Below are 13,715 nucleotides of genomic sequence, written 5' to 3'. Positions count from 1 at the left end.
CCTGCGGTCCTTCAGCACTCGTCCGGGCGTCCCGTCCAGTGGGCCACCTGCTCCGACAGCGGGTGCTCGACGGGCAGCGCCGGGTGCCGGTAGCGGGAGTGCTCGACCAGCCCGAGCCGGCGCATGACCGCCTGCGAGCGCGCGTTGCCCACCGCGGTGATGGACCAGACGGTCCCGAGCCCGAGCGGGTCCAGCGCCACCCGCAGCGCAGCGGCCGCCGCCTCCGTCGCGTAGCCGTGGCCCCACGCGCGGCGCGCGAGGCGCCAGCCCACCTCCGTCCCACCCGCGCCGGGTGTCCCCGGCGGCATCGGGTTGAGCCCGGTGAAGCCGAGGAAGGCCCCGTCCTCGCGCCGCTCCAGCGCCCAGAGCCCGAAACCCTGCGTGACGAACCGCTCCTCGACCCGGTCGACGAGGGCGTCGCTCTGCCGGCGGTCCAGCAGGGCGGGGAAGTACCGCATCACCTCCGGGTCGGCGTTCAGCGCCGCGAACGGCCCGCGGTCCTCCTCCCGCCAGCGCCGCAGGCGCAGCCGCGGGGTGAGCAGCTCGTCGAACCGCTGCACCGGACCCGGGCCGCCGGAGGGCTCCGGCGTCGTCCGGCTCACGCCCGGTCCCGGGTGAGCCGCACCAGCGCGCGCTCGGCGGCCGCTCGTACCCGGGGGACCGGGTCGTCCCGCAGGGCGGCCACGCGCTCGACGGTCTCCCCGAGGCCGTGCCGGGCGACCACCTTCAGGGCCATCTCCCGGACGCGCCAGGTCTCGTCGTCCAGCGCCCCCGCGACCGCGGGCAGCGCCCGGTCCTCCCAGACCCACAGCAGGCCCCGGGCGGCCCAGACCCGGAGCCAGGCCTCCGACCACCCGGGCTCACCGGCCAGCACCGCCCGTGCCGGCCGCCCGCCCAGGGCCAGCACCAGCCCGTCGTCGACGGCCTCGCCGGCCAGCAGCGCCCGGCAGCCGTCGACCACCGCGTCCCGACCGCGGCGCGCGCACTCCTGCTCCACGCTCTGCCGGGGGGTGAGGCCCCACCGCGAGGGGCCGCTCACCGCGCACCGGGCCCGGGGCCGCGCTCCCGGGCGACCTGTCCGCCGCTCATCCCGCCATCGTCGGCCCCGCGGGCGCCCGGGTCCACCCCGCGGGCGGTGAGAACCACCGGCGACCGCCGTTGTGTCAGCCTCGATGACAACTTTTTCAGGGCGATCCGACAACTCTGCACACTTTCTGGACAGAACCAGGACCAGTGGCTAGCGTTCTGCCCGACGCGCGGCCACGCCGCGCCGCCCCGGCCGCCGCACCCGGCGACCCGGGCCCGCACGACCGAGCAGCATGGAGGCTGAACGATGACCGCAGCACCGGCCGAGAACACCACGACCCCGGAGTCGGCCGTCAGCGGCCCCCGGCTCCCCGAGACGATGCAGGCCGTCATCGTGCACGGCCCCGAGAACTACCAGCTGGAGACGGTCGCCGTCCCGCGCCCGGGGCCGGGCGAGGCCCTGGTCAAGGTGGAGGGCGTCGGCATCTGCGCCAGCGACCTGAAGTGCTACCACGGCGCCCCCAAGTTCTGGGGCGACGCGAACCGGCCGGCCTGGGCCGAGACCGAGGTCATCCCCGGCCACGAGTTCGTCGGCACCATCGTCCAGCTCGACGACGAGGCCGCCCAGCGCTGGGGCGTCACCGTGGGCGACCGCGTCGTCGCCGAGCAGATCGTCCCCTGCTGGAAGTGCCGCTACTGCCTCGACGGCAAGTACTGGATGTGCCAGCCGCACGACATGTTCGGCTTCAAGCGCCGCACCCCGGGCGCGATGGCGGAGTACATGCTCTTCTCCAAGGACGCCCTGGTGCACCAGGTCTCGGCCGACCTGCCGCCCGCCCACGCCGCCTTCGCCGAGCCCCTCTCCTGCGCCCTGCACGCCGTCGAGCGCGCCGACATCCACTTCGACGACGTCGTCGTGGTCGCGGGCTGCGGCCCGATCGGGCTGGGCATGATCGCCGGTGCGAAGTCCAAGAACCCCAAGCTGGTCATCGGCCTCGACATGGCGCAGGACAAGCTGGACCTCGCCCTCGAGTGCGGCGCCGACCTGGTGATCAACATCGGCACCGACGACGCGGTCGCCCGGGTCAAGGAGCTCACCGACGGCTACGGCGCCGACGTCTACCTCGAGGGCACCGGCCACCCCTCCGCCGTCGGCCAGGGCCTCAACCTGCTGCGCAAGCTGGGCACCTACGTCGAGTACAGCGTCTTCGGCAGCGACGTCACCGTCGACTGGTCGATCATCAGCGACGACAAGGAGCTCGACGTCCGCGGTGCGCACCTCGGCCCGCACTGCTGGCCCGCCGCCATCCGGATGATCGAGTCCGGCCGGCTGCCGATGGACAAGATCTGCACCCACCAGCTGCCGCTCGCCGACTTCCAGAAGGGCCTGGACCTCGTGGCCAGCGGCAAGGAGTCGATCAAGGTCTCGCTGATCCCGTGACGCCGACGCTGCCCGGGGGCGCCGATCCGGCGTCCCCCGGTCCGGCGCGCCCGCCGGTCCCCGGGCCGGGCACCCTGTGGGTGGGCACCAGCTGGAAGATGAACAAGACGCTCGCCGAGGCGGCGGCCTTCGTGGACGCGCTCGCGGCGGCCGAGGTGCCGCCGGGCCTGGTGCCGTTCGTGCTGCCGGCGCACACCGCGCTCGCGCACGTCCGCGACCGGCTGCCGGCGGGCTCGCCGGTGCTGCTGGGGGCGCAGAACGCCCACTGGGGGCCCGAGGGCGCCGGCACCGGGGAGATCTCGATGCGGATGGCCGCCGACGCCGGGGCGCAGCTGGTCGAGATGGGCCACTCCGAGCGCCGGGCGTCCTTCGGGGAGACCGACGACACGGTGGCGCTCAAGGCCGCGGCCGCTCTGGACCACGGGCTGCTCCCGCTGGTCTGCGTGGGCGAGCCGCTCGAGGTCCGCGACGCCGGGGGAGCGGCCGACTTCGTCGCCGCTCAGGTGCGGGCGGCCCTGTCCCGGGTCGCCCCCGCCGACGTCGGGCGGGTGCTCGTGGCCTACGAGCCGATCTGGGCCATCGGGGAGCACGGCCGACCGGCCACCCAGGACCAGATCGCGCCCGTGATGGCCCTCATCGCCGACGTGGTGGCCGGAGCCGCCGACGGCGGGGGAGCGCTGGCCCTGCTCTACGGCGGCGGCGTGCACCCCGACAACGCCGAGGAGCTGCTCACCGACCCCTGCACCGACGGCCTGTTCGTCGGCCGCGCGGGCTGGGACGTCCAGGGCTACCTGCGGCTGCTGGACCTCTGCGCGCCCTACGCGCGCCCCGCCTCCTGACGTCCGCCGCCCCGACCCCGGGACCGGTCCGCGCACGCCCGGCGACGGCTGCTGCACAACGGATTGAAAACTTTTCACGACTGATTGCAACAATCGCGAGAACTCCGGTAGGTTCCTCTCGTCCGGCTCAGCCGGACCCCGGACGCCGCGCCGCTGCTCGTCCGACAGCTTGAAGGAGCACCTGATGCAGATAACGCATCGATCCCGCACCCGGGCCCGCGTCGTCGGGGCCGTGGTCCTCGTGGTCCTGGTGGTGGCCATGGCGCTGAGCACCAAGTTCCTCACCCCCGCCGAGGTGGCGGCCATCGCCCCGAAGCCCTTCGACCCCGCGCAGGTCGCCACCGACCTCTACGCCCAGGCGGAGCAGGACCTCCCCGGCCGGGCCCAGCCGCTCGGCGAGGTCGTGCCCGCCCTGCAGGCCGACGTCGCGGCCGCCGCCGAGAAGTACGGCGCGACCACCCCGGCCGAGGGCTCCTACGTCTTCCCGGTCGAGCTGACCGGCACCGTCGTCGAGGCCAGCGACGCCTCGCTGCGGGTCGAGGTCGACGGCGTGCCCGCGCAGACCCCGGTGCTGGTCCCGCTCAGCACCGCCGTCAACGGCACGGTCATCCGCGACGTCATGGGCTTCAAGTTCGCCGACGCCCCCGGCCAGACCGACTACCAGTACGTCGGCGACGAGCTGAAGAAGCTGATGCTGGCCCAGATCGAGTCCTCGGTGCAGGACCCCGGCAGCCTCGAGGGCCGCCAGGTCACCGTGCTGGGCGCGGTCGGGGTCCAGGCCACCGGCGCCACGGTGCCGCGGGCCAAGCCCGTCAACGTGCAGCCGGTCTCGGTCGAGGTCGGCTGATGAGCACCGGGACCGTCGAGGCCGTGCCGGCCCCCGCCGCCGACGAGGACGGCGACGTCGTCCTGCGCGCGGTGGACATCGCCAAGACCTACGGCGTGACGCGGGCGCTCAAGGGCGTCAACTTCGAGGTGCGCCGCGGCCAGGTCACCGTGCTGTTCGGCGAGAACGGCGCCGGCAAGTCGACGCTGATGAAGATCCTCTCCGGCGTCGAGCAGCCCTCGGCCGGCCAGCTGCTGCTGGACGGGGAGCCGGTCACCCTGGCGGGGACGACCGACGCCGTCGAGCGCGGCATCTCGATCATCCACCAGGAGCTGAACCTCTGCGCGAACCTCAGCGTCCGCGACAACATCTTCATCGGCCGCGAGCTGCGGACCCGGACGGGCGGCATCGACTACGCCCGCGAGAAGCAGATCACCGAGGAGCTGATGCGCCGGCTCGAGGAGCCGATCAAGGCCTCGACGCTGGTCCAGGACCTCCGCGTCGGGCAGCAGCAGATCATCGAGATCGCCCGGGCGCTGGCCGCCGACACCCGCATCCTCATCATGGACGAGCCCACCTCCGCGCTCAGCGCCAGCGAGGTCGAGGTGCTGTTCAAGGTGATCCGCGACCTGACGGCCAACGGCGTGGCCATCGTCTACATCAGCCACCACCTCGAGGAGGCCATCGAGATCGCCGACCACGCGGTGGTCTTCCGCGACGGCGACCTGGTGGCGACCGCCCCGGCGGCGGACATCGACCTCAGCTGGGTGGTCCGGCAGATGGTGGGCCGCGAGGCCGACTACGACTTCCGCGACGCCCCGCGCGAGTTCGGCGACGTGGCGCTGTCGATCCAGGACGTCACGGTGGCCGAGCTCGACACGGGCCGGGTGGCGGTCAACAACCTGTCGCTCGACGTGCGCGAGGGCGAGATCGTCTGCCTCTACGGGCTGATGGGCGCCGGCCGCACGGAGCTGATGGAGGCCCTGGCCGGCCGCGACCCGCTGTCCGGGGGCCGCGTGCTGCTGGGCGGCACCGACCTCGCCGGGCTCGACATCGCCGAGCGGATCGAGCGGGGCCTCGGCCTGGTGCCGGAGGACCGGCAGCGCGACGGCCTGGTGCAGATGCTCAGCGTCGGCGCCAACATGTCGCTGCCCAGCCTGCTCTCGACGGTGAAGAGCTTCTTCATCGGCCGCCGGGCCGAGCGGGCCAACGTCGAGCGCGAGATCTCCGACGTGCGGGTCAAGACCGCCGGGCCGGGCGCGCTGATCACCTCGCTCTCGGGCGGCAACCAGCAGAAGGTCGTCATCGGCAAGATGCTGCTGACCGACCCGAAGGTGCTGCTGCTCGACGAGCCCACCCGCGGCATCGACGTCGGCGCCAAGGGCGAGATCTTCTCCCTCCTCTTCCGCGAGGCCGCCCGCGGGCTGGGCGTCCTCTACGTCACCTCCGAGGTGGGCGAGGCGCTCACCGCGTCGCACCGCGTCCTGGTGATGAGCAAGGGCCGGATCGTGCGCGAGCTCGACCCGCGCACCTGCACCCGCGACGACATCATGGCCGCGTCCGGCGAGCACGACACCGACTTCCCGCACGAGCCGAACGGAGCCCACTGATGAGCACCACGACCGCCGCCCCGGCGCCCGCGGGGGCCGGCCCCTCGGGCGGCGCCACGCCGGCCCGCTCCTTCAACCTGAACGCCGTGCTGATCGAGGGCCGCGCCCTCATCGCCCTGGTGATCATCGTCGCGATCTTCGCGATCATGAGCGACAACTACCTGACCACGGGCAACCTGACCACGATCACCAAGCAGGTGGCCTTCAACGCCATCGTCGCGCTCGGCATGCTGATGGTGATCCTCAACGGCGGGATCGACCTCTCCGTCGGCTCCACGGTGGGGCTCACCGCGGCCGTGGCGGGCAACCTGTTCCGCGGCCTCGACCTGCCGCTCACCCAGGCGATCATGTTCCCGCAGGTGTGGGTGATCGTCGTCCTCTCGGTCGCGGTCGGCATGCTCGTGGGGTACGTGAACGGGTTGCTGATCGCCAAGCTCAACCTGGCGCCGTTCATCGTCACCCTCGGCATGCTCTACGTGGCCCGCGGCCTCACCCAGGTGCTGCTCAACGGCCAGAACATCACCAACGAGCTCAGCGGCCAGCCCTACCTGGGCAACACCGGCTTCTTCGAGGTCTTCGCGAGCCGGCCGCTGGGGCTGCCGATCTCGGCCTGGGTCATGATCATCCTGGCCGTCGTCTTCTCCCTGCTGCTCACCCGGACGCCGTTCGGCCGCTGGCTGTACGCCACGGGCAGCAACGAGCGCGCGGCCCAGCTGTCCGGCGTCCCGGTCAAGCGCGTGCAGACCCGGATCTACGTGATCTCCGGCTTCTGCGCCGGCGTGGTGGGCATCCTGCAGATGGCCAACATCAGCTCCTCGACGGCCGACCTCGGCCAGTTCTACGAGCTGAACGCCATCGCCGCGGTGGTCATCGGCGGCGCGGCGCTCTCCGGCGGCCGCGGCACCGTGCGCGGCACGATCATCGGCGCCTTCGTCATCGGCTTCCTGGCCAACGGCCTCGTCATCGTCGGCGTCTCCCCGTTCTGGCAGCAGGTCATCACCGGCGCGGTGATCATCCTCGCGGTCGCCGTCGACCAGATCCAGCAGATCATCCAGCGCCGGCGCAGCGCCCGCCGCGCCGTCGCCAACGCCCGGGCGGCCAACCGGGGCGCGACGCCCCCCGCGGCCACCCCGGCCTGATCTCCACCGCCCTGATCTCCGCCGCCTGACCCACTCAGCCCGACCGCACACCACGACCTGCCCGACCCGGCCCCGCCGGGTCGCCCGGCCCCGCGCACGTCCCGCACCACCCCGTCCGGGGGTCTCCCCGGACGGGTCCAGGGCCCGTCCACACCGCCGTGCCCCACCCTGAAAGGAACACCCATGCGACCTCGCCTGGTCCTCCGCACCGCGCTCGCCAGCGCGGTCCTGCTCAGCCTCGCCGCCTGCGGTGGCGGCGGTGGCGACGCCGCCGAGCCCGCTGCTTCCGGCGCCTCCTCGTCCGCGGCCGCCGCCGGCGGGACGATCGCGGTCATCACCGTCGACCCGTCCAACCCGTACTGGAAGGCCGAGACCGACACGGCCGTCGCCGAGGCCGAGAAGCTGGGCTACGAGACGACCACCTCCGCGCACAAGAACGACCCGGAGACCCAGAACAGCCTCATCGAGACCGCGATCAACGACAAGGTCAAGGGCGTCGTCCTCGACCCGGCCGGCGCCGACGAGAGCGTCGCCGCCGTGCAGAAGCTCGTCGACGCGCAGATCCCGGTCGTCCTGGTGAACGCCGAGATCAGCAAGACCGGCCTGGCCAAGGCCCAGATCGTCTCCAACAACGCCCAGGGTGCCGTCGCCGGCGCCGAGGCGTGGTCGGAGGCCATGGACTACAAGGGCACCTACGTCGAGCTCCTCGGCAAGCCGAGCGACAACAACGCCCAGGTCCGCTCCGACGGCTACAAGTCGGTCATCTCCCAGTACCCCGACCTCAAGAAGGTCGGCGAGGAGATCGCCAACTGGGACCGCCAGGAGGGCCAGGAGAAGATGGAGTCGCTGCTGTCCAAGAACCCGGACATCGACGGCGTCATCGCGGGCAACGACGAGATGGCCCTCGGCGCGATCAACGCGCTCAAGGAGGCCAAGAAGCTCGACCAGGTCAAGGTCCTCGGCTTCGACGGCAACCAGGACGCGGCCGACGCGGTCAAGGACGGCGAGATGGTCGCCACCGTGCTGCAGCCGATCGTCGAGGGCACCACGAAGGCCGTCGAGCAGCTGAACGGCGTGCTCACCGGCGGCGAGACCGGTGTGCCCGAGGAGAAGCAGGCCATCGACTGCGTCCTCATCACCAAGGACAACGCCGACAAGCTGGACAACTTCGTCCTCAGCGAGTGACCCGCGACGGCGCGTCGTTATGATCCACGCGACGCGTCGTGGCACCGGGCCCGGGGGCGACCCCGGGCCCGGCCCGGCGGCCCCCGCGCGAGCCCGGACCGCGACACCCTTCGAGGAGGAACGGCCAGCCATGACGGCAGCTGAGGCGGGCTCCCCCCGCGAGCGGAAGACCGAGACGCGCAAGAGGCTCATCACCGAGGTGGTGCTGGACTCCGGCTCGGCCACGGCGCAGGACCTGGCCACCCGCTTCGGGGTCAGCATCGTCACCATCCACCGCGACCTCGACGAGCTCGAGCGCCGCGGGGTGGTGCGCAAGTTCCACGGCGGCGTGACCGCCCAGCCGTCGGGGATCTTCGAGTCCCAGATGTCCTACCGGCTGGCCACCATGACGTCGGAGAAGACCGCGATCGCCGAGACGGCGCTGGAGCACGTGCACCCCGGGATGTCGATCCTGCTCGACGACAGCACCACCACGCTCAAGATGGTCGAGGGGCTGCCCGACCGGGCCCCGCTGCACGTGGCGACGACGTTCGTCGCCGGCCTGCGCCAGCTCAGCGAGCTGACCCACGACCACAACCTCACCGTGATCGGGATCGGGATCGGCGGCCGCTACGACGTGGCCCACGACTCCTTCGTCGGGGTGCAGACCAACGAGCAGGTGCGCGGCATCCACGTCGACGCCGTGTTCATGTCCACCTCGGCGGTCTCGGCCACCGACATGTTCCACCAGGAGGAGCAGATCGTCGCGCTCAAGCGCGAGATGCTCAACTCCGCCACGAAGAAGTACCTGCTCGTCGACCACACCAAGCTCGGCCGCCTCGCGCTGCTCAAGATCGCCTCGCTGACCGAGCTGGACCTGATCATCACCGACGCCGGAGCGGACCCCGCGATCCTCGCGGCCTGGGCGGGCGCCGGGATCGACTACGCCGTCGCCCAGTAGCGGCGGACCGGACAGCCAGGAGGCGCCATGACCCACGTGCACAACGACCCCGCCGCGTTCAAGGACCAGATCCTGCGGGGCTTCGCCGCCGCGTACCCGGCCCACGTCGAGCGCGTGGAGGGCGCGTCCGGCTTCGTCCGCGCCGGCGGCCCGGGCGAGGGCAAGGTCAGCCTGCTGATCGGCGGCGGCTCGGGCCACTACCCCTCCTACAACGGCGTGGTCGGCACCGGCTTCGCCGACGCCGCCGTGCTGGGCGACCTCTTCGCCTCGCCCTCGGCCGAGCAGGTCTACCGGATCGGCCGGGCCGCCGACGGCGGTGCCGGCGTCGTGCTCTCCTTCGGCAACTACGCCGGCGACCGGCTGAACTTCGCCGTCGCCGCCGACCGGCTGCGGGCCGACGGCATCGACACCCGGATCGTCTTCGTCACCGACGACATCGCCTCCGGCCCCGCCGAGGAGCCCGAGAAGCGGCGCGGCATCGCCGGCACCTTCACCGTCTACAAGATCGGCGGGGCCGCCGCCGAGGCCGGTCTGGACCTCGACGGCGTCGAGCGCGTGATGCGCGCCGCCAATGCGGCCACCTTCTCCTTCGGCGTCGCCTTCGACGGCTGCACCATGCCGGGTGCCGACGCCCCGCTGTTCCACGTCGAGCCCGGCCAGATGGACTTCGGGCTGGGCATCCACGGCGAGCCCGGGATCAGCTCCGCCCCCTGGATGCCGGCCAGCGAGCTGGCCGCGCAGCTGGTCGAGCGCGTGCTGGCCGAGCGCCCCGAGGGCGTCAGCGGGCGCGCCGCCGTCCTGCTCAACGGCCTGGGCGCCACCAAGTACGAGGAGCTCTTCGTGCTGTTCGGCGACGTCGCCGCGCTGCTGGCCGATGCCGGCGTCGAGCTGGTCGCCCCGGAGGTGGGCGAGCTGGTGACGAGCCTGGACATGGCCGGCTGCTCGCTCTCGGTCACCTGGCTGGACGAGGAGCTGGAGACCTTCTGGACCGCGCCCGCCGACACCCCGGCCTTCAAGCGCGGCAACGCCGTCGCCACCCAGCGCACCCGGCCGGTCCGGCGCGAGGTCCCCGAGGACGACGCGGCCGCGGCCGAGGAGGCCAGCGAGGCCTCGGTCGCCGCCGCCGCCGTGGCCCGGCGCGCGGTCGCCGCGCTGCACGCCACCGTGGAGGAGCACAAGGAGCAGCTGGGCCAGCTGGACGCCGTGGCCGGCGACGGCGACCACGGCATCGGCATGTCCCGGGGCGCCACCGCGGCCACCGAGGCGGCGGAGGCGACGCAGGGCGGCGTGCAGACGGTGCTGAGCGCGGCCGGCGCGGCCTTCGGCGACCGGGCCGGCGGCACCAGCGGCATCCTCTGGGGCGTGCTGCTGGACGGCGTCGGCCAGGGCCTCGGCAACACCGAGCCCGTGACCACCGCGCGCGCCGTCGAGGCCGTCCGGTCCGCGGTGCAGAAGCTGCAGACCTTCAGCAAGGCCGAGCCGGGCGACAAGACGATGCTCGACGCGCTCTTCCCCTTCGTCGACGCCCTGGAGGCCGAGGTGCGCGGCGGCGCCGCGCTGGGCCCGGCCTGGCGCGCGGCCGCGGAGGTCGCCGTCCGGGCCGCCGACGAGACCGCCGCCCTCACCCCGCGGATCGGCCGGGCCCGCCCGCTGGCCGAGCGCAGCGTCGGCACGCCCGACCCCGGTGCCGTGTCGCTGGGGATGATCGTGAGCGCCGTCGGCGTTGTCCTGGACGACCTCCGTCCCGCGAGCTGACCCCCGTTCCCCCACCACAGAGAGACCACGACCATGAGTGACAAGATCCGCCTGCTGGTCGGCAGCGACAGCGCCGGCTTCGACTACAAGGACGCCATCCTCGCCGACCTGCAGGCCGACGACCGCGTCGAGGTGAGCGACCTCGGCGTGCACGCCGGCGACCTCGACGGCGGCTCCTACCCGTCGGTCGCCATCGCCGCCGGCGAGAAGATCCGGGCCGGCGAGGCCGACCGCGCGATCCTCTTCTGCGGCACCGGCATCGGGGTGGCCATCGCCGCCAACAAGGTGCCCGGCATCCGCGCCACCGTCGCCCACGACTCCTTCAGCGTCGAGCGCTCGATCCTGTCCAACGACTGCCAGGTGCTGACGCTGGGCCAGCGGGTCATCGGCCTGCAGCTGGCGCGCCGGCTGGCCAAGGAGTGGATCGGCTACGTCTTCGACCCGAGCACCCCCTCGGGCGCCAAGGTCGCCGAGATCACGGCGTACGAGGGCTGCTGAGCATGGCGGGCGGGTGACCCCGGCCGTCCGTGCATCCGGCGGCGGCCCGTGCCGGGAAGCAGAGTCGTCCGCGTCTGCGGACCTCTGAACACCCGAGGAGACACCCATGACCTCTCAGCCGACCGAAGGCACCGACGGCCAGGAGCCGCAGAGCTGGACCCAGCTCGGCAAGGAGATGTGGTCCTACCTGACCGGGCGCGGGGCCGCCATCAACTACAAGCTCATCGACATGACGGTCGAGGTCCCGCGCGACACGGGTGCCGACGCGCCCCGGGCGACCTGGAAGCTCGACGGCACGCTCCAGATCACCACCAGCGACGACGCGTCCTGACCGGAGCGCCACGTCCGCGATGAGGGGCGAGCAGCTCCACGTCAGGGCTGACCTGACGTTCACCGTCGACGTGCCGGGCGACCCGGCCCGCCCGACCCGGGTCACGGGTCGGGTGGAGGCCGACGGCGGCCGCGACGTCACGGTCAGCTTCTCGCCGATGCCCTCGCTGGGGGGCACGTCGACGCGCCCCCTGGTGCGTCCGCTGGCCGAGCGGCTGGACGACCTCGGCCTGACCCTGCACGTGAACGGCCCCGACGGACCCCTGGTCCGGCTCGGGGCCGGGGTCGCCGCGCCGTGGTGGCAGTGGCCGGCCACCCGCAGCGCGCGGATCGAGCTGGTCTCACCGCGCGCGGTCGCCCGCTCGCTGCGCGGCCCGCGGGTCTTCGAGGTCGCCCTGCCGCCCTCGGCCGTGCTGCCGGCGGTCACCGACCGGCAGCGCACGCGTCGCCGGCGGGTCGCCGTCACGCTGCGCCAGCTCGGCCGCCGGGTGGTCCGCCGCCGGCGCTGAGCCGGTGCCCGGTCCGTCCCGTCCCGCCCGGGCTCCGCCCCCTGCGCTCCCCGTCGTCCCCGCACCCGCGGGCGCGGTGGGGAGCTCAGGGGGCGTCGTCGTCCCCGGACCGGTGGCTCAGGTGCCGCTACCGGTGGGGGTGAGGAACTCCACCCGCGCGTCGGCCAGCAGGGCGTCCTTCTCCTGCAGGAAGTGCGCGGTGTGCGGCTGCCGCTCGTGCTCCTCGAACGCGTCGCGGTCGCGGTAGCACTCGTAGAAGACGCGCGAGGTGGGCGCGTCGTGGACCGTGTGGACCGCGTAGGTCAGGGTGCCGGGCTCGTGCGCGGCGATCTGCGGCAGCAGGTCGGCGACCAGGGCGTCGAAGCGGTCGGCGGCGGTCTCGTCGGTCAGGTTGAATCGGACGACCAGGGCGAACACGAGGGCTCCTCGGAGGGGTGACGACGGACGACGGTTCGCGGGGGCGAGGGCAGGATCCTCGCAGGTGGGCGGCCGGTGCGCGGCACCGGCCCGGGGTCAGCCGTGGCGCTGGGGGCCCGGCCCAGCGGTGGAGCGGCGCACCACGAGCGTCGGGGTGAAGCGGACGGCCTGGTGCTCGTGCGGCCGGTCTTCGTCGTCGGCCTCGATCTCCTCGAAGAGCAGCTCGGCGGCCCGCCGGCCGAGGTCGACGCGCGGCTGGCGGACCGAGGAGAGCGGGACGGCGGCGGCCGCGGCGAAGCTGATGTCGTCGTAGCCGATCAGCGCCATGTCCTCGGGCACCCGCATCCCGTGGGTGACGAATCCCTGCAGCAGGCCGATGGCCAGCAGGTCGTTGGCCGCGAAGGCCGCCGTCGGGCGCTCCCGGTCGGGCAGGGCCGCGAGCTCGTCGGCGGCGAGCACGCCGGCGGTGGTGTCCAGGCCGCTGGTGGACAGGGTCAGCAGGTCGACCACGTCGCCGTGCTCGGCCCGGGCCAGGTCGGCACCCAGCCGGCGGTCGCGGATCTGCTGCAGCCGTCCGGGACCGCCGACCAGCGCGATCCGCCGGTGGCCGAGCCGGACGAGGTGGTCCACAGCCAGCCGGCCGCCCTCGACGTCGTCGACCGAGACCGAGCAGAAGCCCGACTCCTCGGGGGCGCGGTCCACCAGGACCACGGGGATGCCGCGGCGGCGCAGGTCCTCGACCCGCTGGTTGACCCCCCAGATCGGCGCGCAGAGCACCCCGCGGACCCGCTGCTGCTCGAAGAGCCGCAGCTGGTCGTCCTCGCGCTGGGGCTGGGAGGCGCTGTTGCCCACCTGGACGGAGTAGCCGCGCTCCAGCACGTGGTCCTCGACGCCGCGCAGGACGTCGGTGAAGAACGGGTTGGCGATGTCCATGACGACGAGCCCGACGGCGCTGCTGCGGCCGGCCCGCAGCTGGCGGGCCGACTCGTTGGGCACCCAGCCCAGCTTGGCGATGGCGGTCTCGACGCGTTCGCGGGTGGCCGGGCTGACCAGCGCGGGGGAGTTGACGACGTTGGACACCGTGCCCAGCGACACACCCGCCAGGGCGGCGACGTCCTTCATGCTGATCGAGGCCTTGCGCGCCACGCGGGACACTCTCCTACCCTCCGACGTGCACGGGGGCCGGACGCCCGCCGGGCC

At 73.3% G+C, this 13,715-nt stretch carries 15 protein-coding genes; 11 read left to right on the top strand and 4 right to left on the bottom strand.

The window, feature by feature from the left end; translation table 11 throughout:
• Positions 1 to 11 precede the first annotated feature (11 nt).
• Both JOF54_RS08365 and JOF54_RS08360 read right to left on the bottom strand, forming a co-directional pair.
• Positions 12 to 602 (bottom strand): GNAT family N-acetyltransferase, encoded by a 591-nt coding sequence (locus JOF54_RS08365; protein WP_210054678.1) that lies wholly within the window; start codon positions 600 to 602, stop codon positions 12 to 14.
• Positions 599 to 1,039 (bottom strand): HEAT repeat domain-containing protein, encoded by a 441-nt coding sequence (locus JOF54_RS08360; protein WP_210054676.1) that lies wholly within the window; start codon positions 1,037 to 1,039, stop codon positions 599 to 601. The genes JOF54_RS08365 and JOF54_RS08360 overlap by 4 nt, the downstream gene beginning before the upstream one ends.
• 294 nt (positions 1,040 to 1,333) lie before the next feature.
• Here JOF54_RS08360 and JOF54_RS08355 point away from each other — a divergent pair, with 294 nt between their 5' ends.
• The 11 genes from JOF54_RS08355 (at position 1,334) to JOF54_RS08305 (ending at position 12,098) form a co-directional block, all read left to right on the top strand.
• On the top strand, positions 1,334 to 2,467 hold the full coding sequence (locus JOF54_RS08355; RefSeq protein WP_245358015.1) for an alcohol dehydrogenase catalytic domain-containing protein: 1,134 nt from the start codon (positions 1,334 to 1,336) through the stop codon (positions 2,465 to 2,467).
• Complete coding sequence (locus JOF54_RS08350; RefSeq protein ID WP_307803967.1) at positions 2,464 to 3,306, top strand: triose-phosphate isomerase; 843 nt, start codon at positions 2,464 to 2,466, stop codon at positions 3,304 to 3,306. Before JOF54_RS08355 ends, JOF54_RS08350 begins: the two co-directional genes overlap by 4 nt.
• A 184-nt stretch (positions 3,307 to 3,490) precedes the next feature.
• Entirely contained in the window at positions 3,491 to 4,153 is a 663-nt protein-coding gene (locus JOF54_RS08345) for a DUF2291 family protein (RefSeq protein ID WP_210054674.1), read from the top strand.
• Positions 4,153 to 5,742 carry a sugar ABC transporter ATP-binding protein gene (locus JOF54_RS08340; RefSeq protein WP_210054672.1) on the top strand — a complete coding sequence of 530 codons (1,590 nt, stop codon included), beginning with the start codon at positions 4,153 to 4,155 and terminating at the stop codon, positions 5,740 to 5,742. The genes JOF54_RS08345 and JOF54_RS08340 overlap by 1 nt, the downstream gene beginning before the upstream one ends.
• Positions 5,742 to 6,881, top strand: coding sequence for an ABC transporter permease (locus JOF54_RS08335; RefSeq protein ID WP_210054671.1), 1,140 nt, complete (start codon positions 5,742 to 5,744; stop codon positions 6,879 to 6,881). The genes JOF54_RS08340 and JOF54_RS08335 overlap by 1 nt, the downstream gene beginning before the upstream one ends.
• A gap of 183 nt (positions 6,882 to 7,064) precedes the next feature.
• A complete protein-coding gene (locus JOF54_RS08330; RefSeq protein ID WP_210054669.1) occupies positions 7,065 to 8,066 on the top strand; it encodes a D-ribose ABC transporter substrate-binding protein in 1,002 nt (333 codons plus the stop codon).
• A 130-nt stretch (positions 8,067 to 8,196) separates the two neighbouring features.
• Positions 8,197 to 9,006: a DeoR/GlpR family DNA-binding transcription regulator gene (locus JOF54_RS08325; RefSeq protein WP_210054667.1), complete on the top strand. Its 810-nt coding sequence runs from the start codon at positions 8,197 to 8,199 to the stop codon at positions 9,004 to 9,006.
• Positions 9,007 to 9,033: 27 nt separating this feature from the next.
• Positions 9,034 to 10,761, top strand: a complete 1,728-nt coding sequence (locus JOF54_RS08320) for a dihydroxyacetone kinase family protein (protein ID WP_210054665.1) — start codon at positions 9,034 to 9,036, stop codon at positions 10,759 to 10,761.
• A gap of 33 nt (positions 10,762 to 10,794) precedes the next feature.
• Complete coding sequence (locus JOF54_RS08315; RefSeq protein ID WP_210054663.1) at positions 10,795 to 11,259, top strand: ribose-5-phosphate isomerase; 465 nt, start codon at positions 10,795 to 10,797, stop codon at positions 11,257 to 11,259.
• A 106-nt stretch (positions 11,260 to 11,365) separates the two neighbouring features.
• Entirely contained in the window at positions 11,366 to 11,590 is a 225-nt protein-coding gene (locus JOF54_RS08310; protein ID WP_210054661.1) for a hypothetical protein, read from the top strand.
• Positions 11,591 to 11,609: 19 nt separating this feature from the next.
• Entirely contained in the window at positions 11,610 to 12,098 is a 489-nt protein-coding gene (locus JOF54_RS08305; protein ID WP_210054659.1) for a hypothetical protein, read from the top strand.
• Positions 12,099 to 12,215: 117 nt separating this feature from the next.
• On the opposite strand, the gene JOF54_RS08300 is transcribed toward JOF54_RS08305, so the two are convergent.
• Both JOF54_RS08300 and JOF54_RS08295 read right to left on the bottom strand, forming a co-directional pair.
• The gene (locus JOF54_RS08300) at positions 12,216 to 12,515 is read right to left on the bottom strand and encodes a putative quinol monooxygenase (RefSeq protein WP_210054657.1); all 300 of its coding nucleotides are present in this window, start codon (positions 12,513 to 12,515) and stop codon (positions 12,216 to 12,218) included.
• Between the two features lie 96 nt (positions 12,516 to 12,611).
• Positions 12,612 to 13,661, bottom strand: coding sequence for a LacI family DNA-binding transcriptional regulator (locus JOF54_RS08295; protein WP_307803966.1), 1,050 nt, complete (start codon positions 13,659 to 13,661; stop codon positions 12,612 to 12,614).
• Between the last annotated feature and the right edge of the window lie 54 nt (positions 13,662 to 13,715).

The organism is Microlunatus capsulatus (assembly GCF_017876495.1).
In the GTDB taxonomy this organism is placed as follows: Bacteria; Actinomycetota; Actinomycetes; order Propionibacteriales; family Propionibacteriaceae; genus Microlunatus; species Microlunatus capsulatus.
Note: the sequence above shows the minus strand (reverse complement) of the source record. Positions and strands in the feature narration are given on the sequence as shown.